Origin of the sequence: Campylobacter sp. BCW_4332 (genome assembly GCF_001763175.1) — a bacterium.
Lineage (GTDB): Bacteria > Campylobacterota > Campylobacteria > Campylobacterales > Campylobacteraceae > Campylobacter_D > Campylobacter_D jejuni.
This window is the reverse complement of sequence record NZ_MJYF01000066.1, coordinates 25,808-49,348: the sequence shown is the minus strand read 5'-3', so window position 1 is coordinate 49,348 and position 23,541 is coordinate 25,808. Positions and strand designations below refer to the sequence as shown.

Here is a 23,541-nt window from a genome sequence, read left to right as displayed (position 1 = left end):
TAAAAAAAATTTTAATGGGTATATAAGTAACAAAAATTAAGAAATGATAATATCATTTTCTTGCTTATTTACAACCTTAGCAATAATTTTAGCTTGAATATTTTCATCTTCTAGTTTTTTTAAACATTCTAAGGATTCTTTTTCACTTATAGAAATTAAAAGTCCTCCTGAAGTTTGCGGATCACAAAGTAATAATTTTTCTTCATTTAAATCAGGGATAAGTTCTTTTATAAATTCTAAATTTTTATAAGCTCCAGCAGGAATTAAACCCATATTAAAATACTCTTTTACTCCATCTAAAAAAGGAAGTTCACTTTCAAAAATTTCAAAAGAAATATTTTTATTTAGCATTTCTTTTAAATGTCCTAAAAGTCCAAAACCTGTGACATCACTCATGGCACTTGGATGAAATTTAAGAGCAATTTGACTGGCTTTATAATTTAACTCCATCATACTTTTAAGCATTATATCTAAATGTTTTTGATTTAACATTTGTGCCTTTAAAGCCGTACTTAAAATTCCTGTTCCTAAAGGCTTGGTTAAAATGATACAATCTCCAACTTTAGCCGTATTATTAGCAATAAATTTACTAGGATGTACTTTTCCTGTAACACTAAGTCCAAAAAAAAGCTCAGTGCTTTCTATAGTATGGCCACCCACAACTAAAGCATTGCATTCTTGCACCTTATCATTTGCACCTTCTAAAAGCTCTTTTAAGATATTTATATCATGATTACAAGTATCAAAACCTACTATATTTAAGGCATTAATTACCTCTGCACCCATAGCAAAAACATCGCTTAAAGCATTTGCTGCAGCAATAGCACCAAAATGATAAGCACTATCTACTATAGGAGTGATAAAATCAAGCGTTTGCACCAAAGCTAAATCAGGACTGATTTGATATACGCTTGCATCTTCATTATTTCCGATATCACTAAGTAAAGCAGGAGTTTTTTGCATGAAATTTAAAATTGTTTTAAGACCACCCGGGCTTAATTTCGCTGCTCAACCTGCTGCTTTAACAAAATGGGTTAAATTTTGATTTTTATATTGCAGTGTTTTTCCTTATAGGGTAATGATTTTTGCTTTACCAAAAAGCTCGTTTAAAATTTCATAAGCATTGCCTATATTTCCTATTTTAAGTTCTTTGCTTTTATTGAAAAATTCCAAACAAGCTCCGCAACTTATGATCTCAATACCTAAATTTTCAAGTTCTTTCATAGCTAAATGTGCTTTATGATTTTCATCAACATTGATTAAAACACTTTCATTTACGCAAAGAATTTTACTTGGAGCATGATCTAAATTTTTTAAGGTACTTAAAAATCCTACAAGTAAATTTTGTCCCAATTCACCCTCACCCACTTTGTCGGTTTTTAAAAATAAAACATTATAATCATGAACATTTACTTCACTAGAATTAAAATTCTTTTTTTGTACTTTGATGCAAAACTCTTGTGCATTTTCATCTACAACAGGGTTTAAATTTAAAGAGTTAAGAAATTTTACAACATTATTTTTTGAAATAATAGAATTTAAAACAATTTCTAAAATTTCATTTTCTTGAAGTTTTTCAAGAGCGTTTTTTGTTTCAACTATAGGCTGAGGACAAGAAAGATTGCGACAATCAATTTTCATTATTTTTCCTTGATATTAGCTTTGAAAAATAATATTATTTTATTACTTGTTTTGTGTTTAAAAATTTTAAATAATATAGAAAAAATTTAAAAGCTCAAAAATGAGCTTTTTTTAAAATCTTTTTTTATCCACATCTTCAAGAATTGCCGCAGCAATTTGATTGACTTCATTTGTTATATTATTGGTAACATTTGCAACTTCGACATTTTCCTTAGTTACAGTTTCAAGTTGTGCTATAGCATCGTTAATCTGTGTGATTCCTGCTGTTTGTTCTTTTACAGATTCTGCTACTTCATTTACGCTTTGAACAAGTATATTAATATTTGCCTCGATTTCAGATAAGGATTTTCCTGTTCTTTCCGCAAGCTGTCTTACCTCATCTGCAACAACTGCAAAACCACGCCCATGTTCTCCAGCACGTGCAGCTTCAATAGCTGCATTTAAAGCAAGAAGATTCGTTTGCTCAGCGATATCTTTAATCACATTGACAATATTTTTTATATCATCAGCTTGCGAAGCAACCTCAACTGTTTTTCCACTTACATTTTGCATAGAAGAATTAATCTCCTCTACAGCTGCAGCCGATTGTTCTAAAGAACTCGCTTGTGCATTAGAGCCATCAGCAAGTTTTTGCATAGAATTTTTTAACTCTTCTGACTGATTAGCTAAATCTTTAGCAAAATTTGAAGAAGCTACAAGCATCTTTTTAATTTCTTTACCTAAAATATTAGTTGTAATCTCAACTTCGCCTTTAGCATCAAATACTTCTGTGCTAAAATCAAGCGCTTTATAACTATCAAAAACTCTATTAATTTCATTCATATTAGAACCAATTTTACTTTGCAAAACATCAAGCATTCTATTAAGAACATTTTTAAGTTCTACTAATTGAGGGTTTATAGGATTTTTAGTAATTCTTGCAGTTAAATTACCTTTTTCGATTTCTCTAGCAGTTTGCACCGATTCATCTACAGCATTTTGATCTTGTTCTAAAGATATTTGAATCTTTTCAATATTTTCATTTATGATTCTGCCCATTGCTCCTAGCTCATCATTGGCACGAATTTCAATAGCCTTAGGTTCAATTTTTTCATGGTTTAAAAAACGGAAAAATGATTCTAAAGAACTAAGAATCACAGGCAATCTAGATGCGACAATTTTTCTTACGCAATAATAAACCACTCCTAAAACAACAAAAATAAAAATAAAAGATGCACCAATAATAATTAATTGTAATTTTTTCAAAGGTTCAAAAACTGAATATTTAGGGGCAGTTACCAAAACCGTCCAAGAACTATCTTGCACTTTAAAACTATTAATCGCAGCATAAGAATCATCACCGTCAAAAGCTATATAGTTAAAAACTCCATTTTTTCCTTCACTCATAGCCTTATAAGTCTCTTGTGCACCTTTATTAGGATTGACATCTTTTAAATTTTTTAAAACCAAATTTTTATTAGGATGAATTGCAACAAGACCATCTGAATTTAAAAGAATTCTTAATTCTCCATTATATTTTTGACTCTTAGGGTCTAAAAGATAAGCAGCAATAGCCGAAAAATCCAAAGTCATACCGATAACACCTACAACTTGATTTTTTCGATCAAAAATAGGCATAGCAACATTTACAGCATCAAAATCTTGACCTTCTAAATTCATCTTAATAGGGCGACCTATATATACTTTATTTTCCCCATATTTTGCTTTTTTTAATATATCTTGCACAACTTGCAGATTAGCTATTTCATCACTAGCTTGTATTGCTTTTATTCCGCCTTTATTATCCTTTTCTTCATCAGCGTAAAGCATGACAAATTTTCCACTTTGAGTATTGAAAAATTTACTCTCTTCTTTAAAGTATTCTGGCGGATCGATAAGATACAAATAAGTAAAATTAGAATAAGCACTATTATCAAAAGTATTGGTTATAATATTTGTTATATTATCTATATCTAAATCTTCTTTAGAGGTTGATCTAAACATTTCTGTTAAAGTACCTGAAATACTTTTATTTAAAGCGATCATTTCCCCAAAAATTCCTTGAGTTTGGGTAGCATATTCTTTCGTGATAGAAGCAAGAATATCTTCTGTATTTTTAGTAATATTTTGACTTACTTGTTTTGTGATTAATGAAATTAAAATAACAAGTCCAATAACAACAACAGTTGCCACAGAAAAAATAAGTTTTAAACCTATATTTAAAGATTTAAACATCTTATAACTCCTAAAAAATAAAAAATTTAGATTCTAATTTTAACATATTTTTAAAAAAATAATATTAATTAATTATAAAAATATTATGTATTAGTATTTTTTGATAGAAGATTTATTTTTTTCCTTTTAAAAATAGTTCTTTAAAGCGTTTATTAGCGTATTCTTCTATATCTTTTTGTAAAATAGAGTAATTTTCCATTAATTCCAAAGCTCTAGGAGTAAGTTTTGTTCCTGATTCTTTAGAGCGTCCTTGCCTTGTGCTAACTAAGATTTCTTGAGAATTTTTTTGTAAGGTTTGTAAATGCATCCAAGCTTTTTTATAATTAATCCCCATAAGTTTAGAAGCATGCAATAAACTACCTGTTTGTCCGATAAGTTCTAAAAGTTCTGTTTTTCCTCGTCCAAAAAGCAAATCTCCATCCGCATTTTCAATCCAAGTTTTTGTTCTTACTATAAATTGCTTACCTTTTTTTTCTTTAAAACAACCAAGTTGACAATACTTTACATCAACCTTATAAGCTTTTAAAGCTGAACGCATACTTTTAAGCCCACAACCTTCTTTAGCAATATCTCTTGCATCTTTACAAAAAATTCTACGCTTTTCATCTAAACTAGGTTCTATTTTTTTAAGCACTTCAATCTTTGCTTTTTCAAAATCTAAATGTCCAAATTGCCCCAACTCGCAATTATCAATTCTCATGTGATTTTCATCGGCTAATTGTCCGATTTTTTCTATATTTACATTAAATTTCTTTGCAATTTTAAAAGCCGTACCACAATCTAATTTTTCATTACTATTTAACAATTCTCTCATATATGAGATGATTTCTTTTTCTTGATTTTTATCCATGAATTCTAAATTCTCCACTATAAATATTAATCTTATTTTCTCTAGCAAAACCACAAAGCGTTAAATCAAATTTTCTTGCTATCATAACTCCTAAACAAGTAGGAGCCGTGCGTGAAACAAGCACTGGAATTTTATGCATAACTGCTTTAGCTACCATTTCAGAACTTAGCCTTCCACTAACCATTAAAAAACATTGACTTAAATCAACCCCAGCTAAACGTGCTTTTCCTAAAGCTTTATCTATGGTATTATGCTGAGCTATATCTTCACCTATAAAAAAAGTTTTCTCATCTACAAAAAGCTTAGCCGTATGTACACAGCCTGTTTTCTCATAAAGCTCGCATTGAGTATAAAAAGTACTCATTTGTTTTAAAATTTCATCTTTGCTAAATTTTGCATCAGAACTAATTTTACTCGCTTCAATAGCTTCTGGATCGATATTGGCAGTATGTGCTCTACCGCAACCACTTATAACTACACCTTCAGCATTAAGCTTTGCTAAATTTTCTTTATCAATCTTTGCTTTAATATGCACACTCATACCATCATCTTTTGTTTCTATGCTCTCAATATCGCTTACTTTCGCAATGATATTTTCGCTCATTAAATATCCTATTGCTAATGCCTGTTCATCTACAGGAGTTGCCATTAAAGCACCTACTCTTTCATTATTAATAAAAATTTCAAGCTTAATTTCACGCACTAAAGTATCATCGCATGTAAAAGATTCATCACCTTTATATTTTAAAATTTGGGTTGTAAATAAGGGTTCCATAAGCTTTCTCTTTTCGCGTTATTTTAAAAATTTAATTATATCAAAAAAACATAATTAAAAGTAATACTGATAAAAAAATAGGGATTTAATTTATAATTTTTAAGAATTTTAAAGCATTTTATATCAAAAAAACATAAATTTACTCTTTAAACTCTTCAAGTGAAAATATACTAACAATTTGAAATTTAAAAACAAAAATAAAATTTTCTCTTTATAAAATTACTTCTTAAGCTCTTTTTTATGGGGGGGGGTATAATGGTTTTTTATTTTTTGTATAAGGAGAATTTATGAAGCTTTCGTTTTCGGCGAGTAAAGTTTTAGTGGGTTTTGGCTTAGGTGCTGCACTTTGTAGCAATGTAATGGCAGTAGATTTAAATTCTAAAAATACCTTAGTTGAAGCTCAGACAACACCAACTGAAATAGAACTAGATGGGATTAGCGGAAAAAATCTGCAAGATTATTTTGAAGTTAAAGGGCAAGATGTAGTTTTAATAAATGGAGATAGTTTAAAAGGCAATGATTTAACCATAAAATCAAACATTCCTAGATTTGATGATGAAAGCTTTTTAAATCCAGATGATAAAGATATCGATACTGATGAATTTAAGTATGTCTTTGATTTGGGTGATAAAAATACTTTAAATATCGAAAATGTTGGTATGGAAAGTTCTTACATTGCAAATCTTTATGTAAATGCTAAAGAAACCATACTTAAAGATATGAATTTATATGTCAATCAAAGCGGCTCGGTGTTCAATGGAGATTTAAGCCTTAGCGGAACTAATTTAGTAGAAGATGATACACAAAAAGGCTCAAGAGTATCTGTATATGGAAATAACCTTGTCGTAAATGGAAATTTAAATGCAGACAAAACCTTTTTTGAATTTGGCAATCCTTATGCAGTGCAAAATTATTCTATAAAAGTTGCTAATAATGCGAATATCACTAATTCTAAATTTAGCGTAAATGGTACATCTTTTAGAGATTTGCTTGCTAAAAACACACTTTTAATCCAAGCACAAGGATTTAATAAGGATATAAGCACATCAAATACAGCTGAAGCTTCATATGGCAAATTTGCAAGTGATTATATCGATATAGATAAAAATCAAGACACCTTTCAAAGTATAACACTTGATAAAAATTTGCTGGATATGGAATTAGTAGATTACAATTTAAAAGAAGTAAATTGCGGATCTAACAAATGCTTGGTAGCAAATGGAACAGCAACTGAGCATTTAAAAAATACTCTAACTCAATTAAAAATTGACTTAAAAATGCTAGAAAAACTAATAAAACAATTTAATGATAATGAACAAATAAAAAAACAGCTTGAAGACCAAAAAAATAAATTAAATGAAATAATACAAAAAGGCGAAAACAATCCAAACTTAGACAAAGAAGTAGTAAAATTATACAACCTTAAAGAAGGAAGTGCTGAATATAATGCTGTACTTAATCTTAGAGAAATCGCAGACAAACTTGTAGACAAGGTTTAGGACTAGATTTAAAAAGTTTTAGCGGTGTAAAACTAGCCCTACAAATCAAAAAAGACACAGACAATACAGGTAAATCTGTATCTAATCTCAATTCAGCTTCTAGTGCAGTAAATACCACTATGAATATTTCTAATGATGTTTCTATAGGTTCTCGTGTAGCAATGCTAAACAATCCTTTTGGAACTTATGCTTCTAAAATGAATGGCCTTAAATTTGCTGCTTTAGATAGTGATATGAGACCAAGCTATGTAAATGAATATACCAATAGTATTTGGGCTAATGCTTTTGGTGATGCTAACATTATCGATGGAGATAGTGGTGCAATGTATGGTGCTACCGTAGGGGTAGATAAACAAGCTAATGATAATGTTTTATGGGGTGCTTATTTTACTTATGCAAATGCTAAAATCAAAGACAATAATTTAGAACAAAAAAGCGATAACTTCCAATTAGGTATGTATTCTACTATCAATATAGCTCCACAATGGGAACTTAATCTTAAAGCTTATGCTCAAGTTTCTCCAACTAAACAAGACAATATTCAAACAGATGGTGCATATAACTCAGATTATACAAGCAAATTCTTAGGATTTAGTGCTAATGTAGGTCGTGTGTTTGACTTTAGTGATAATACTTTATTTATTAAACCTTTTGCAGGGATAAATTATTATTTTAGTTATACTCCATCTCATACAGAAAATGGTGCTATTGCTAAAGATATTGATTCTATGAAAAACAATTCTGTAAGTGTTGAAGTGGGTGCTGAATTTAGAAAATATATGAATGAAAACTCTTATATTTTTGTAACTCCAAAAATAGAACAATTTGTTATCAATAATGGTGATGATTACACAGCTAATTTAGCTATAAATAATGCTTTCTTTACTAGTGTAGAAGCTAACAACAAGAAAAAAACATACAGACAAATTATCGTAGGGGGTAATGTAGATTTTACAAATCAACTCAGTATGAATCTTGGCTTTGGTGCTAAACAAATACTAGCAGGTAAAGTAGATAATAAAAATGAAACTTACTTAAGTGGTCAAGTAGGACTTAAGTATAAATTTTAATCTTAAACTTTTTGAGAATTCTTTACAACGAAATTCTTGTTAAAACACAAGAATTTAAAAGTTTTAACCTATATAGTACGGCAATCTCTGCCGTGCATAGGATTAAAAGAGATATAACAAACACGCTTTTTTACTACGCAGTGTAGATTAAAATGTAAATGTTTTTAAGAAATTAAATTAGAAATAAATTTATTTTAAAATATTTTTACTCACTTTTACTTTGACTAAATTTAAAAACATCTTAAAAATTAATAATATTCCTTAATAAAAAAAGATAAAAAATGCTAAAGTTTAAAAAACCTAGTGTTTATGGAGATTAGAATGATTAAAGAACAATATTTATAATTGCTTTAATTGTTCTTATTCTTATAGCTAATTTAATCAAACAATAAAATATGTTAAAACCTTACTTAGTCAATCTTTAAACACAAATTCTTACTAGGCTTTGGTAGAGAGTTTAGCCTAGATCAAATCTCACCCCAAAATAAAAATCTAATTTAATTAAACTTATTTTATTAATGAAAAAAAGTCCTTAATATAAAATATCGAATTTAAGTATAAGAATTTTATAAATATTTAAATTTAAAAATCTCTCTTAAACTAAGAGAGATTGATAAAAAATTAAATTTTCACATTAGGATCATAAGAAAAACTAGGTTCAATTTGCTTTTTATTGCTTAATTCTTTATACCAATAAGAATGTAAAATATAAACCTCTTCTTCTTCTTTATAACCACTAATCATAGAATGGATACTGCCTTTGATTGCAAATACTGCCATATAAATATGCACGCCAAAAAACACTGCACACACTATACCCAAGAAATTATGCACTATAGCTGAAATTCTTAAAAGTTCAATTTGAGTTAAACCAAAAAGACCTTGAATTGCCGTGGAATTAAAATCAAGAAAATACATAAATCCACCTGTAATTATCATCAAAAATCCACCAAATACAGCTATATAATACCAAGATTTTTGACCAAAATTAAACTTACCTGCAGGTACAGGACGTTTTACTTTGCTTAAATAACCACCTACTATCATCATCCATCTGATATCATAACTTGCAGGAAGCATTCTTTTAATCCACCATAAAAACATAGGGATTATAGAGATGATAAATAAAACCGTTGCAAAAGCATGTAAATTTTTACAAACCCTTACAAAAAGTCCGCCTCCAAAAGTCGCCCCAAACATCATCACAAAACCAGTTGGCACTAAAATCACCCAAGAAATTGCCGCGATAAAATGAAAAAGTCTTTCAAATAATGTAAAAGCATAAATTTTCTTTCCATCGTGTGAAAATTGCTTAGGTCCTATAACCATATAATGCAAAGCAAATGCAGATAATACCGCAATAACAGCGATTAAAGCTATAGTAGCTATATATTCACCTTGCAAAGTTGTCCAAAGTTTGCCAAAAGTATCATAATTTGGGATATTTGTAATACGATGAAAATCCCAAATTTGAGTATCTTGTCCCATTCTCTCGCTACCATAAGCAAATAAACTTACCACGCTTAACAAAAGCGTTACAAATACTTTTCTCATAAGCGTTCCTTTCCTGTGTAAGCAATCTTCCACTCCAAACTTTCTGAAGGATTTGGAATGCCATAATTTCTATTCATAAGTCTATTATGATAAATCTCTTCTATTTTAGAACTTTCACCTACTAAAAGTGCTTTTGTCGAACACATCGCAGCACATACAGGAACTTTTCCTTCTGCGATACGATTTTGACCATAAAGTTCTCTTTCTTTTTCTGAATTCGTTGCTTCAGGGCCACCTGCACACATAGTACATTTATCCATAATGCCTTTATTTCCAAAAACACTATCTTTTGGAAATTGTGGTGCACCAAAAGGACAAGCATAAAGACAATATCCACAACCTATGCAAATTTCTTTATCGTGCAAAACAATACCATCAGCACGGATGTAAAAACAATCCACAGGACAAACGATAGAACAAGGAGCATCATCACAATGCATACAAGAAATAGAAGTTGAAACTTCTTTTCCTTGAATTCCTTCATTTAAAGTAATCACACGGCGGCGGCGAATATGAATAGGAAGCTCATGTGCTTCATCACAAGCTACCGCACAACCATTACAATCAATACAACGCTCATTATCACAAAAGAATTTCAAGCGTTCTTTTTCTAAATTTGCAAAATTTACCTTACTCATTTTCCATCCTTACTGATTCTACAAAGCCCACCTTTAGTCTCTGGAATCTGACACATGATATCATAACCATAATTTGTTACCGTATTAGCACTTTCTCCGCTTGCATAAGGCTTAGTTCCTTCTGGGAAATTGTGCGTTAAATCCACGCCTTGCATAACTCCTGTAAAATGGAAAGGCAAGAAAATCATATCTTTTGCTACACCTGGATTAACCTTCACTCTTACATGAATTTTAGTGCCTTCTGGAGAATGTACCCAAATCATATCTCCTGCTTTAATGTCTTGCTCTTTTGCTAATTCAGGATTGATCTCACAAAACATTTCAGGTGTTAAACGCGTTAGATACATAGACGCTCTATTTTCCATACCTGCACCATTTAAATTCACAAGTCTTGCGGTAACAAGATTAAGCGGGAATTCTTTAGAATAATCCTTAGCTTGTTGTACAGAAACAAATTTAGTATCCACGCGATAAAGTGCTTTTTGATCTTCAAAACTTGGATATTTTTGCACCAAATCGTTTCTTGGAGAATGTAAAGGCTCACGGTGGAGTGGAATTTTATCTTTAAAAGTCCAAACTACAGCTCTAGCTTTAGCATTTCCATAAGGAACTATGCCTTTTTCTATACATTTAGTTGCTATGATATTGCTATCATCATAAGACCAAGTTGATCCCATTTTTTCTTTTTCTTGGGCACTTAAAGTAATGCCTAAAACTTTTTCTATATTATCTTTAGTAATTTGTGGATAACCTGTATCAATAGGCGAATTTAAAGGCGCATTTTTAGCAAGTAAACTCTCTCCTTCATACTCAAGTCCAAAATTGTTTCTAAAGCCCATACCACCTTTTGCTACTTCAATGTCGGTATTATAAAGCACAGGAGAACCTGGATGCTTATCACTCCAACAAGGCCAAGGAAGCCCGTAATACTCGCCAGCAACTTCGTCTTTTCCTTCTAAAGTTACCTCATCAAATTTATCCCAGTATAAAGTATGTTTTTTAAGCCTTTCAGGACTCCAACCATTAAGCCCTATACTTCTAACTGCTTTTGCAATTTCTCTTGTTGCATTTTCAGGCCAAACGATCTCACCTTTTTCATCGCGTAAAGTCTTGGTAAAGTCTTCATAAAAACCTAATTTTTTAGAAAGCTCAAATAAAATTTCTTGATCTTCCATGCTTTCATAAAGTGGATCTACAACCTTAAATCTCCATTGTCCACTACGATTTGTAGCTGTTACACTTCCGCTTGTTTCAAACTGTGTTGCTGCAGGTAAAAGATAAATCCCATCTTTTCTTTCTGCGATAATCCCTGCTTCATTTACAAAAGGATCAGCCAAAACTAAAAGCTCTAAAGCTTCCAAACCTTCTTTAACTTTTACTTGTTGTGCGGTTGAAGTGATACCATTTCCCATAACTACTAAAGCTTTTAAAGGCGTTCCTGCATTATCGATAGTATCATTTCCATCTTTTCCATTTAAAGCTGCTGCCCACCATCTAGCAAGTGAAAGTCCGGTTTTATGCATCCAATCTTTACTTACAAAATTTCCTAAAAGCCATTCATAATCCACACCCCAAATTTTGGCATAGTATCTCCAAGTCGCTTCATTTAAAGGATAATAACCAGGTAAATTTTCACTCAAACAAGCCATATCCGAAGCACCTTGAACATTATCGTGTCCGCGTAAGATATTAACTCCGCCACCAAATTTACCTATATTTCCAAGTACCATTTGCACAATAGGTGCTAAACGTGTATTTGAAGTTCCTACAGTATGTTGAGTTAAACCCATAGCCCAAATAAGCGTAGTTGGTTTGTTTTTAGCTACTTCGTGAGTGATTTGCACCAAAAGTTCTTTAGAAATTCCCGTAACATTTTCTACTTCTTCGGCTGTCCATTTTGCTGCTTCTTCGCGAATTTTATCAATTCCAAAAACTCTTTCATCAAGATATTTTGTATCTTCTAAACCTTCATCAAAGATGATTTTTAGCATTCCATACATGAAAGCAATGTCAGTTCCTGGACGAATTCTTGCATAAATATCCGCTTTTGCTGCACTTTTTGTAAATCTAGGATCTACAACGATAAGCTTTGCACCTTTTTCTTTTGCTTTTAAGAAATGTCTAAAACCCACAGGGTGATTTACCGCTGGATTTGCTCCAATGATAATGATACATTTACTTCTTTGGATGTCTCCAAGATGGTTTGTCATAGCGCCATAACCAAATGTATTCGCCACACCGGCGACTGTTGCGCTGTGTCAAATTCTAGCTTGATGATCTACATTGTTCGTTCCAAAAAATGCTGCAAATTTTCTTATATAATAAGCTTGTTCATTATTAAGTTTTGCAGAACCTAAAAACATAACACTTTCAGGATTTTCTTTACGATAAGCAGCTAGTTTTTCTCCGATCTCACTTAAAGCTTGCTCATAACTTATGCGTTTCCATTCTCCATTTTCTTTTTTCATAGGATATTTTAAACGCACATGTGAACGCACCATATCGATCATATCAGATCCCTTGCAGCAATGTCCACCTGAACTCACAGGATGATCTTGAGCGATTTCTTGACGCACCCAAACACCATTTTGCACTTCTGCAATAATCCCACAGCCTACAGAACAGGCTGTACAAACTGTTTTTACTTTTTTACTACCTTCATAAGCTTCTTTAAGCTCATCAGCACTCGCTTCTCTTAAAGTTTCACTTCTAGCAAGCAACGGTGTTGCTAGGCTTGAAAGTGCTGCCATTTTAAGAAAAGAACGACGCGTAAGCTTGATATTTTCACCTACACTTGACATTACTCAGCCTTTATATAATAATTTTCCCAATTAGCACTTCTTTGAAAAAGCACTTCTTTTTTCTTACTTTTACCTTTAACCAAATCTTTTCTTTCTTCATCTTTAGCTAGAGCTAAAGTTGTGCTACCAAGCACTCCAGCAGCCCCTAAGGCAAAAGCGGATTTTTTAAGAAATTCCCTGCGATTTTTCACGAGTCCTCCTTTGTTTATTTGCTTCTCTTCTTAAAAATTCTGAACGCGATAGATCGTTTTGCACTTTTTTAGAATTTATTTTTGCAGGTTTTTCCACTTCAAAGCAAAGTCTTTCAAATTCCATAAAAGCCGATGCAATACTTGCAATTTCCTTATATAAATTCGCATTTTTATTCATGAAAACATCGCCTAAAAACTCATCAATGCTTTTATTGATCACTTTTTCAAAAAGCTCTTTGGCTAAATCATCTTCATTTTGCCTTAAAAATTCACTCATTAACAATAAACAAAATCCAACACTATCTTCACTTTCTTTAAAAAATTTTTCATTGCGTCTTATTTTACTTTTGACTAAAATTTGACGCACGCAAAGTAAAGGATTTGAATTTTCAAAACCTTCTTCTATGTAAGAAAAAGTCGTTGGAATGCTATTTTTAAGACTTAAAAAAAGCAAATCATATTCTTTAAAAAATGCTTGTATAGAATTTTCATCATCTAAATGCTTAAGCAAGATATCAAAATTTGATTTTAAATTTTCATCAAATAAACATTCTTGCATTGTCTTTAAATACTCTTGTAATTTTGACAATCTTTCTTCAGAAAATGAAAAAACAAAAAGCTCTCCTAGACATTGATAATAAAGACTTCTAGCTAATCTTAATTTTTCCAAATCCATTAAAGCCCCCATGCATTCAAAATTTTCAAAAATAGCTTTAAATTTTGCTTGAATGAATATTATGCAAAATATACCTAATATTCATTTTAAAGCCGATTTTTAAATCGATTTATCTTAATACTATTTGATTTAAAAATCACTGAATTTCAATAAAATTCCACAAGGATTTAAAATATTAAAAAATCATACCAAAATATTGAAAATTAGATATTTGAGTTGATTTTATATTTGAAAAAATAAAATACTTTGCATAAAATTTATATCTTTGATTCTCTTCCAAATAAAATTAACATTTTATGCAAATTATAAATAATACTAATTTCTTAAAGAATAATCCTTATAAGAAAATTCTCTTATCATTTGAAGTTCATTTTTTACATTTAAAAGCATGAGATTTGGAAGTCTTATACCATTAAAAGTTGTGTTTTTCACAATGGTGTAATGAATTTGATCTAAAAAAACAATTTTATCGCCGATTTTAAGCTTTTTATCAAAGGCGTATTCTCCCATTACATCGCCCGCTAAACAAGTATTTCCAGTAAGCAAATAGGAAAATTCGCTTTCTTTTAAGTCTGAAATTTTTTCATTTTCTCTTGTGGCTAAAATTCTAGCATTTAAAACTTCACTTGTATAAGGCATGATGATAGTATCTGGCATATGTGCTTCGCTTGAAGTATCTAAAATGGCAATTTGTTTTTCATTTTCTATGATATCTACTACACTAGCCACCAAATTTCCTGTTTGCCAACCCACCGCTTCGCCTGGTTCAAGATAAACTTGCACACCGTATTTATCACTGAAATTTTTACACAAAGCAATAAGTTTTTCAACATCATAGCCTTTTTTAGTGATGTGATGTCCTCCTCCAAAATTCACCCATTTCATTTGCCCTATCCATTTACCAAATTTCTCTTCAAAAGCCTTTAAAACAGCTTCTAGAGCATCAGCACTTTCTTCACAAAGTGCGTGAAAATGAAGTCCTTCTATAGCATTTAAATCCACATTTTCAAAATCTTTAGCACGAATTCCAAGTCTTGAGTATCTTCCACAAGGATTGTAAAGTTCTTTTGGGGCTAGAGAAAATTCAACATTACAACGAAGACCTAAGGAATTTTTTTGTGTTTTGCTTTGAAATTTATGAAATTGAGCTAAAGAATTAAACACTATGTGATGAGATAAACTGGCTATTTCACCTATTTCATCTTCTTTAAAAGCAGGCGAATAAGTATGAATTTCTTTATCCATGTATTCTTTAGCAAATTTTGCTTCCCAAAGTCCGCTACAAGTGCAACCTTTTAGGTATTCTCCGACAATTTTCATCGCTCCTGAAAAAGCAAAACCTTTTAAAGCTAAAAGCACTTTAGCACCACTTTTTTCACCAACACTTGCTAAAAGCTCACAATTTTTTCTTAATTTATCTTCTTCTAAAATATAAGCTGGAGTTTGAATTTTTTCATAAAACATTATTTTTCCTTGATTAAATTGCTAAAATCATAACAAAATTAAACCAAATTTTCAAAATAAATATTTACTAAAACTAAAAAAATAATGACTATAATATAAAAAATCAAGCAAAAGGAAAAACTAATGAATAGAAGAAATTTTTTAAAATTTAATGCACTCACTCTAGCAAGTATGGGTGTAGCCTATGCAAATCCTATGCACGATATACACTCCATGCATAAAAATCATTCTATAAATCATGACTTAGATACTTCTTTTATAAACTTTGCTCCAAAAAATTTAAAGCTTTTAGATCCAAAACAATTCCCCCAAGGAGAAATTTTAAAAGCCTTGCCTTTACTCAAAAATGAAAGTAAAGAAAAAAATATTTTTCGTGCTACCCTAGAAATCAAAGAAAATCATATAGAGCTTATCAAAGGTAAAAAAACCTTATTTTATACTTACAATGGCCTCGTGCCTGCTCCAAAAATAGAAGTTTTTGAAGGAGATAAACTTGAAATTTTAGTCAAAAACAAACTCAAAGAAGCTACAACTATACATTGGCATGGCGTTCCTGTGCCACCTGATCAAGATGGAAGCCCACATGATCCTATCTTAGCAGGAGAAGAAAGAATATATCGTTTTGAAATTCCTCAAGATAGCGCAGGAACTTACTGGTATCATCCACATCCTCATTATACGGCTTCTAAACAAGTTTTTATGGGTTTAGCAGGGGCTTTTGTGATCAAAGCAAAAAAAGATGCTTTAAGTCATTTAAAAGAAAAAGATTTGATGATTAGCGATTTGCGTCTTGATGAAAACGCTCAAATTCCAAACAATAACCTAAATGATTGGCTAAATGGTAGAGAAGGAGAATTTGTACTCATTAATGGACAATTTAAACCTAAAATCAAACTCGCCACAAACGAACGCATACGCATTTATAATGCTACTGCAGCAAGATATTTAAATTTACGCATACAAGGAGCTAAGTTTATACTTGTTGGTACTGATGGTGGACTTATAGAAAAAGCTATTTATAAAGAAGAACTTTTCTTAAGTCCTGCTTCTCGTGTAGAAGTTTTAATCGACGCTCCAAAAGATGGGGAATTTAAGCTAGAAAGTGCTTATTATGATAGGGATAAAATGATGGTAAAAGAAGAACCTAATACCCTATTTCTAGCCAATATTAACCTAAAAAAAGAAAATGTAAAACTTCCAAAAAAATTAAAAATTTTCAAACCTTCAGAAGAACCTAAGGAATTTAAAGAAATAATCATGAGTGAAGATCATATGCAAATGCATGGTATGATGGGAAAAAGTGAAAGCGAATTAAAAATCGCTCTTGCGTCTATGTTTTTAATCAATGGCAAAAGCTATGATTTAAAACGCATTGATTTAAGCTCCAAACTTGGAGTAGTTGAAGACTGGATAGTGATAAATAAATCTCACATGGATCATCCTTTCCATATACATGGCACGCAATTTGAACTCATCTCATCAAAACTCAATGGCAAAGTTCAAAAATCCGAATTTAGAGCCTTAAGAGATACTATAAATGTGCGTCCTAATGAAGAGTTAAGACTTAGAATGAAACAAGATTTTAAAGGGCTTAGAATGTATCATTGTCATATTTTAGAACATGAAGATTTAGGAATGATGGGAAATTTAGAAGTAAAGGAATAAAATGGTAAAAGTGGAATTTTTAGGCCCCATAAATAAAGAAAATTTAGAACTTGAGGTAAAAAATTTAAAAGAATTAAAAGAAATTTTGCAAAAAGATGAGAGTTTAAAAGAATGGCTAGAACTTTGTGCCGTATCTTTAAACGATGAAATCATTTTTGATGAAAACACTAAGTTAAAAGATGGTGATAAAATAGCACTTTTACCGCCAGTTTGTGGGGGTTAAATGAAACATTTTACACTTTATCAAGGTTCTTTAGATATTCCTAAAATTTATAGCCAATGGTATGAATTTGCCAAGGATAAAAACTGCGGTGCTTTACTGACTTTTTGTGGTATTGTGCGTGAAGAAGAAGGCATTGAGGCACTTAGTTTTGATATTTATGAACCGCTTTTAAAAAAATGGTTTAATGAGTGGCAAAAAAGAGTAGATTTTGATGGTATTAGCTTGCTTTTTGCTCACTCTATAGGCGATGTGGCGGTTCATGAAAGCTCTTATTTTGCAGGAATTTTAAGCAAACAAAGAAAATTAGGACTTAAACTTCTTAATGAATTTGTTGAAGATTTTAAAGCGAGTGCACCTATTTGGAAGTATGATGTGATAAACAAAGAAAGAATTTATGCCAAAGAAAGATCAACCAAACTTTGCGGTGCAGGACTTTTAAAAGGATAAAAAATGTTAATGTCTTATGAAGAAAGTTTAAAAATTTTACATTCTCATATCAAAACCTATGAAAAGATTGAAAAAATAGCTCTTACAGAGTGTTTAGGACGCATTTTAGCTCAAGACATAAAAGCCCCTAAAAATCAGCCTGAATTTCCAACTTCGGCTATGGATGGTTATGCGATCAAATTTGAAGATCAAGATAAGCCTTTAAAAATTTTAGGCCTCACACCTGCGGGCACTATGCCACAATTTAGCGTGCAAAATGGTACTTGTGTAAAAACCTTTACAGGCTCACTCATGAGCGAAGGAAGCGATACTTTAGTCCCTGTTGAAAATGTACGCGTAGAAAATGATACTCTTTTTATAGAAAAAAAAGTTCCCCAAACTTTTGCCGTGCGTGCGGTAGGAGAAAACTATAAAAAAGATGAAATTTTACTCAAAAAAGGCACAAGGTTAAATTATAGCGAAATAGCTCTTTTGGCTGAACTTGGATTTTTTCACATTAGTGTGTTTATAAAGCCTATTGTAGGAGTTTTAAGTAGTGGAAGTGAGATCAAAGATCTAGGAGAAGCCTTAGAAAATCCCGCTCAAATCCGCTCTTCAAATCATATCGCCATAGCTAATTTAGCTAAAAATTTAAATTGTGATACAAGGGTTTTTCCTCTTTTAAAAGATGATGAAAAAGCCACTTTTTCTACCCTTGAAAGTGCTTTGCAAAGTTGTGATATTTTAGTTACAACTGGCGGAGTTTCTATGGGGGATTTTGACTTTTTGAAAAAAGCTGTCAAAGAATACGAAATCATCATCGATAAAGCCGACATAAAACCAGGTAGACATATCAAAATAGCCAAGGCTAATGAAAAATTCATTATCGCCTTACCAGGTTTTCCTTACTCGGCTATGGTAATGTTTAATCTTTACGCAAGAGAGATTTTAAACTCTTGGTTACTTCAGCCTAAAGACTATATTTGCAAAGCCTTCTTACAAGGAAGCTACAAGAAAAAAACACCTTATTTGGAATTTGTCGCTTGTAACATAAAGTTTGAAAATGGACGCATTTTAGCTAATCTTGAAGGTAAAAAAGAAGGCTCTAGTGCGATTATAAACAATCTTAACAATAAAGCTGCCCTTATGGTGGTGCCAAAAGAATGTGAAATGTTAGAAAATGAAAGTTTAGTGGATATTATCTTTATGCCTTGAAATTATTTAAATAATTTTATTTCGATTTTAATCAACCATAAATTTCAATAAATTTCAAATTTGCAACCTCCTTTTAGTGGAGTAATTAGCCCTAGCGGAGTTTCAATCCACTAGGGTTTTTAGTCCCTTTTTAAATTTCTTTATGGTAAAATGATTTCGAAGGCGGAGAAGAAGAAAGAGAAGTTTTAGTCCCTTTTTAAATTTCTTTATGGTAAAATAGATATTTACCAGATAATGAAAATTTCAGGGTTTTTTAATAAAAATAGCAAAAATTGCTATAATCTCATAAGAAATTTAAAAAGGGACTAAAATAAAGAGTTTGCGGGACTCTGCGGGGTTACAATCCTCTAAAACCGCTTTTAAAATTCAAATAAATTTTGCTGGTGATATTTTTCTTGTTTTTTGTTTATTTGAATTTCTTCATTATTTGAATTTTTGTATTTAAATTCTCCATGACTATCTATATCAAAAAGCGTTAAATTAGTTTCGTTATTAACTTTTTCGTTAAAAACTATGCCACCAAGCAAAAGCTCCATTTTATCAAACTGCTTTTCAGTGATGATTAAAGCCCTTACATTTCCATAAGGTGGCAAAATCTTTTTTACATTTTCAATAGAACTTTTTGCGGAACTTAAACCCTTGCAAATACGCATATAAACGCTAAATTGCAGCATAAAATAACCTAATTTTATAAGATTGTTTCTAAATTTACTTGCTAGTTTTTGCTCTTTTTTACTTTTAGTTGGCACATCAAACATCAAAAGCACACGCATAAATTTATCTTCAATCATCAAATTTCACTATCTTTAGTTCATCTTCATACAATAAAGCATTTTTAAAATTTGCCACATAATGATTTATCGCTCTATTTAAAGGATAATTTTGCCCATCAAAATTGATTTTGCTTTGTAAATGACCAATCAACGCTCTTTTGTCATCTTTGTTTAAAAACTCACTTTCACCCACAAGTTCTAAAACACAATCATCAACACTAGCCCTAAACACTTCTATCAAATCATCACAAAGCGCAAAAGAATTATAAATATTATTGTGCTTTATGCCAAGCCAAGGCAAAAGTCCACTGATACAAACTGCTCTAATAATACAAGCCCTAATGATTGCATAGCCATAATTTAAAGCAGAATTTTCAAAGCAAAGCTCATCTCTTGAAAAAGAAGCACCAAACAAAGTTTTAAAATACAACACCGCCGCAACAGCTTCAATATTTTTACTATCATTTAAGGTTACTTTTTTAGCCAAATTTACAAGCTCATTGCTTTGCTCTATTTTATTGTGTTTTTTCAAAACAAAGGCTTGATTTAGGATTTTGTTTTTAATGATTTTTTGCCATAAAATAGCCTTTTTTTGAGCACTTACATTCATTTGCTCTTTTGCGATTTTTGCACTTTGAAAATGCCCTAAAAAAGGAGTAAAAACACCATTTATACTATGAGTTTCATCACAGGTTAGCAAGATGATTTTATGCTTTGCAAAAGCGTTAAAAAGTGCGGAACTCAGGCTTGCTTGCAAGCTTTCTAAAACGATGATGTTTATATCTTTTAAAAACAATTTTGCTACATTTTCATCTTGCTTAATCACAAGATGATTTAGCTCTAAATTTAGCTTGGCATTAGAGCTAATAAGTAGTGTTTTAAAAGCTTCATCGTAACTCATTTTTTAAAATCTTCTCTTTGTCTAAACTCAGCCTTTGTCACTTCTCCAAGTGCTGAAACTATGTATTTTTCAAATACTTTTAGATTTTGAATTCCTATGCTTTTTGCGATTACTTCTTTTTCATTTGCATTTTTAAACAATATTTTTTGATTTTTGCTTAGCGTTTCAAATTTATTATCGTGTTTTGAAACAGTTAGGCTAGCATTTGAGCTATCTAGCCTTTCATAATAAACAAGTTCTGGCTCTTGCATATCTTTAGTTTGAATTAAAATCAAACTATCTTTGTATAAAGAAAAGCAAAACTCATAATTTTCATCCATTAAAATCCAATCTTTTATAAGACCTGACTTTTTATCTTTACCTTGCACCACGGCTTTATTTGGTAATACTTTTAAAGCAAAATCCATGGTATAAATTGGCACAGCATAAAATTTATTTGTCTTTTTGTGTTTAAAAATATCCACTCTAAACATATCACCATTGCTAACGATTTTACCATTTACTTTGCGGATTTTACCAAGCTCTAGGGCTTTTAAAACTCCTTCTTTTCCGCCGTATGATTGATAGAATTCTTCTTCTTTTCTAAATGTTTCTTCATGTAAAGCTCCACTTGGCTTTTTTCTCTCAGGTTTTGAGACAAAAATTTCATCAATTTTATCTAAAAGCTTTTGCCTAAAACCACTAAAAGGCTCAAAAAACTTCCTTTTGTTTTTATAATCTAATTCACTAATTTTTTTTGCATAAAGTTCTGCAGTGTTGCTTTCTTGCTCTTTTTTAAAATCTGAAAAAGCCTTTACGATAGAGTTGTTTGCATAAGCAATAATTGCTGCATCGATGGCATGATGAAGATGGTTATTTCTATCCTTAGTGCTAAAGCCCCAAGTGTGTCTTAAAGCCGATGTTAGCATACCGCTTTTTGCTTCTGCATGCACTTTTGAGCCTTTTTGTGTGTCGTTTAATTTTGTATTTTCATCATCACTTAAAGGTAAAAAATCTAAATAATCTTTAGTATAGTTTAAAACAAGCCTTGCGATGTAGCGAGTATCGTTTAGATTTCTATCTTTAAAGTCTTTTTGCTCTTTGTCTTTGTAGTTTTTATCTAAAATTCTTTTTTGCTTTTTAGTAGGTAAATTTTTTGCTAAAACTTCAATTTTCTGCCATTTTACTCTATCATTGCCAAAGGTTTCAAAGGGGGTTTTATTAAGTTTTTCTTGATTTTGCTTGGTAAAAACTAAAACTTTATTCATATAAGAATCATCAAAACTTCTAGAATAAGGGTAAATATGGTCAATTTCAAGCATTTTTTCATCTTGCAAATCACTAATTTTAATCTTTTCCCCACTATAAACACAAAATTCTTTTTGTTCTTTAAATAATCTTAATTTTAAAATATTTTTACTATTTATTTTTAAGCCTAGTTTCTCACATTCAAGTTCGGCGTCTTTTTTGGCCTTGTAGTTTTCGTTTTGCTCTTTTTCTATTTTAGCTCTTTGACTGTGATTTTTACCTACTTCTCTTGCTAATTCAATGTTTATTTTATGCACTTTACCGTATTTTTTAAGCAAGGCATTTAAGACCTTTCTATATTCTTTAATCGCCAACCACAGGATTAGTTACTTCATCTTTGTAATAAGTTTCATTAAATGCGGGTAAAAAGTCTTTTTTATCTTCATTAATTGCTACTTTTAAATTAAGCTCATTGCAAGCTTCATCGTATTTTTTACCTTCAAGCATTAAAGGAGTGATAAGTTTTAAGGCTTTAAAACTTATATTTAAATGGTCTTTAAATTCCAATTTGCTTAAGCTATCAATTTGATTTTGATTTAAATCATATTTTGCTAAAGCCTTTTTAAGTTTAATCTCATCTTTTATAAGGGTAATATCTTTTGCTATTTCATTTAAATCATCTTGGCTTAAATTATGCTCACCTAGGGCTTTTACAAATTCTTTGTATTTTTGAAACTCAATAAAATAAGTTCCTTTTTCTCCTTTAAACTCATAATCATTACTTAAGCCCAAAAGCTTTTTTGTTTGTTTATAAGTTAGAGTGCCGTTTTTTAAAACTTCATTTAAAAGCGTGTTTAAATCATCTTTTGTATATAAAATTCCTTCAGTATTTTTAAGATTGTTTAAAAGATTGATAATTCTTGTAAGCGCTACAAACATAAAAGCTAAGGGCGAATTTTTTGGCGCTCTTTTTTCATCAGTAAAAAAACTACAATTTCCCACCAAATGAGAAAAATCTTTTAAAGCCCTTTTATAAAATGCTACACTAAGCACTTCTTCTTCAAATTTCTTTGAGAAAGAAAAGCCAAATTTTCTTTGTTTTTGAAAAATAAGCTTTAATTCGTCTTTTAAAAAACTTTGCGCTATGCAGCGTTCATAACTTTCTTTTTTATTTCTAACATTTATAAATTCTTTGGAATTTTCTTTGAATTTTTGAAAATACTCTTTATAAAGATACTCGCCTACACTTTGATAACTTACTAATTTTTCTTCATTTTGCTTGATAGCTTTTAAAATCTCGCCTTTTTCTTCATCACCATTATTTTTAATATCATCATAGCCACGCCTTTTTGCAATATGTAAAATCACTCTTGCAAAATCTTGCTTACTTAAAAGCTCGTTTAAAGCTCTAAATCTTAACTCATAAGGGCTAATTAAAGAGCCTTTATAAGCCTTAGCTAAACTTTCATCAAAGCTTTGATAATCTTCGTAATTTAACTTAAATTCATTTGCGATTAAATGTTTTAAGTGATTTAGCCTTGCTTTGCGTCTAGCAAGGCGTTTTCTAGCACTTCTTGCAAGGCGTCTTGGCAAGGCTAAGGATTCTCCTGTTTTAGGATTTTCAGCCTTTGTAAAAATCCTAACTCCGCAATCTTTTAACTCATCATTTTCGCTAAATGCCCAGCCAATAGAGCTTATTCCTATATCAAATGCCAAAATTCTTGCCACACTAGATCCT

At 30.9% G+C, this 23,541-nt stretch carries 17 protein-coding genes and 2 pseudogenes; 5 read left to right on the top strand and 14 right to left on the bottom strand.

The annotated features are described in order from the left end of the window. Window positions 1-36: 36 nt before the first annotated feature. The 5 genes from selD to fdhD all read right to left on the bottom strand — a co-directional run bounded on the left by selD (window position 37) and on the right by fdhD (window position 5,480). The gene (gene selD, locus AJN64_RS08375; protein ID WP_079254163.1) at window positions 37-1,059 is read right to left on the bottom strand and encodes a selenide, water dikinase SelD; all 1,023 of its coding nucleotides are present in this window, start codon (window positions 1,057-1,059) and stop codon (window positions 37-39) included. Window positions 1,060-1,068: 9 nt separating this feature from the next. Beyond that, window positions 1,069-1,641 carry a sulfurtransferase-like selenium metabolism protein YedF gene (gene yedF / locus AJN64_RS08370; protein ID WP_070292873.1) on the bottom strand — a complete coding sequence of 191 codons (573 nt, stop codon included), beginning with the start codon at window positions 1,639-1,641 and terminating at the stop codon, window positions 1,069-1,071. A gap of 111 nt (window positions 1,642-1,752) precedes the next feature. Then, window positions 1,753-3,855 carry an aspartate chemotaxis receptor CcaA gene (gene ccaA, locus AJN64_RS08365; protein WP_070292872.1) on the bottom strand — a complete coding sequence of 701 codons (2,103 nt, stop codon included), beginning with the start codon at window positions 3,853-3,855 and terminating at the stop codon, window positions 1,753-1,755. 112 nt (window positions 3,856-3,967) lie between these two features. Next, window positions 3,968-4,705, bottom strand: a complete 738-nt coding sequence (locus AJN64_RS08360; protein WP_002855349.1) for a winged helix-turn-helix domain-containing protein — start codon at window positions 4,703-4,705, stop codon at window positions 3,968-3,970. Further along, window positions 4,698-5,480 (bottom strand): formate dehydrogenase accessory sulfurtransferase FdhD, encoded by a 783-nt coding sequence (fdhD, locus tag AJN64_RS08355; RefSeq protein WP_070292871.1) that lies wholly within the window; start codon window positions 5,478-5,480, stop codon window positions 4,698-4,700. The genes AJN64_RS08360 and fdhD overlap by 8 nt, the downstream gene beginning before the upstream one ends. A 659-nt stretch (window positions 5,481-6,139) precedes the next feature. Between fdhD and AJN64_RS09305 the strand changes: the two are divergent. Then, window positions 6,140-8,049 (top strand): annotated as a pseudogene (locus AJN64_RS09305) (autotransporter outer membrane beta-barrel domain-containing protein). Window positions 8,050-8,670: 621 nt separating this feature from the next. Here AJN64_RS09305 and AJN64_RS08340 read toward each other — a convergent pair. The 6 genes from AJN64_RS08340 to nspC all read right to left on the bottom strand — a co-directional run bounded on the left by AJN64_RS08340 (window position 8,671) and on the right by nspC (window position 15,373). After that, complete coding sequence (locus tag AJN64_RS08340) at window positions 8,671-9,603, bottom strand: formate dehydrogenase subunit gamma (protein ID WP_002867229.1); 933 nt, start codon at window positions 9,601-9,603, stop codon at window positions 8,671-8,673. Further along, the gene (gene fdh3B / locus AJN64_RS08335; protein ID WP_002851264.1) at window positions 9,600-10,241 is read right to left on the bottom strand and encodes a formate dehydrogenase FDH3 subunit beta; all 642 of its coding nucleotides are present in this window, start codon (window positions 10,239-10,241) and stop codon (window positions 9,600-9,602) included. The genes AJN64_RS08340 and fdh3B overlap by 4 nt, the downstream gene beginning before the upstream one ends. After that, window positions 10,238-13,042 carry a formate dehydrogenase subunit alpha gene (locus AJN64_RS08330; RefSeq protein WP_079729011.1) on the bottom strand — a complete coding sequence of 935 codons (2,805 nt, stop codon included), beginning with the start codon at window positions 13,040-13,042 and terminating at the stop codon, window positions 10,238-10,240. The genes fdh3B and AJN64_RS08330 overlap by 4 nt, the downstream gene beginning before the upstream one ends. Further along, window positions 13,042-13,233, bottom strand: a complete 192-nt coding sequence (locus AJN64_RS08320; protein ID WP_002851537.1) for a twin-arginine translocation signal domain-containing protein — start codon at window positions 13,231-13,233, stop codon at window positions 13,042-13,044. Before AJN64_RS08320 ends, AJN64_RS08330 begins: the two co-directional genes overlap by 1 nt. Further along, window positions 13,208-13,921: a molecular chaperone gene (locus AJN64_RS08315; RefSeq protein WP_002851502.1), complete on the bottom strand. Its 714-nt coding sequence runs from the start codon at window positions 13,919-13,921 to the stop codon at window positions 13,208-13,210. Before AJN64_RS08315 ends, AJN64_RS08320 begins: the two co-directional genes overlap by 26 nt. Window positions 13,922-14,224: 303 nt before the next feature. After that, a complete protein-coding gene (gene nspC / locus AJN64_RS08310) occupies window positions 14,225-15,373 on the bottom strand; it encodes a carboxynorspermidine decarboxylase (RefSeq protein ID WP_002881767.1) in 1,149 nt (382 codons plus the stop codon). Window positions 15,374-15,496: 123 nt separating this feature from the next. On the opposite strand from nspC, the gene cueO reads away from it, so the two are divergent. The 4 genes from cueO to AJN64_RS08290 are packed head-to-tail and all read left to right on the top strand — an operon-like array spanning window position 15,497 to window position 18,902. Next, window positions 15,497-17,038, top strand: coding sequence for a multicopper oxidase CueO (cueO, locus tag AJN64_RS08305; protein WP_002871116.1), 1,542 nt, complete (start codon window positions 15,497-15,499; stop codon window positions 17,036-17,038). Window position 17,039: 1 nt separating this feature from the next. Next, the gene (locus tag AJN64_RS08300; protein WP_002779488.1) at window positions 17,040-17,261 is read left to right on the top strand and encodes a MoaD/ThiS family protein; all 222 of its coding nucleotides are present in this window, start codon (window positions 17,040-17,042) and stop codon (window positions 17,259-17,261) included. After that, window positions 17,262-17,708 (top strand): molybdopterin synthase catalytic subunit, encoded by a 447-nt coding sequence (locus AJN64_RS08295; protein ID WP_002871117.1) that lies wholly within the window; start codon window positions 17,262-17,264, stop codon window positions 17,706-17,708. A 3-nt stretch (window positions 17,709-17,711) separates the two neighbouring features. After that, window positions 17,712-18,902: a molybdopterin molybdotransferase MoeA gene (locus AJN64_RS08290; protein ID WP_053872810.1), complete on the top strand. Its 1,191-nt coding sequence runs from the start codon at window positions 17,712-17,714 to the stop codon at window positions 18,900-18,902. 359 nt (window positions 18,903-19,261) lie between these two features. Here AJN64_RS08290 and cas2 read toward each other — a convergent pair whose 3' ends face one another. The 3 genes and pseudogenes from cas2 to cas9 form a co-directional block, all read right to left on the bottom strand. Further along, window positions 19,262-19,693, bottom strand: a complete 432-nt coding sequence (cas2, locus tag AJN64_RS08285; protein ID WP_002797817.1) for a CRISPR-associated endonuclease Cas2 — start codon at window positions 19,691-19,693, stop codon at window positions 19,262-19,264. Then, entirely contained in the window at window positions 19,686-20,576 is an 891-nt protein-coding gene (gene cas1, locus AJN64_RS08280) for a type II CRISPR-associated endonuclease Cas1 (protein ID WP_002881128.1), read from the bottom strand. The genes cas2 and cas1 overlap by 8 nt, the downstream gene beginning before the upstream one ends. Then, window positions 20,573-23,531, bottom strand: a pseudogene (gene cas9, locus AJN64_RS08275) (type II CRISPR RNA-guided endonuclease Cas9). Before cas9 ends, cas1 begins: the two are co-directional and overlap by 4 nt. Window positions 23,532-23,541 lie beyond the last annotated feature (10 nt).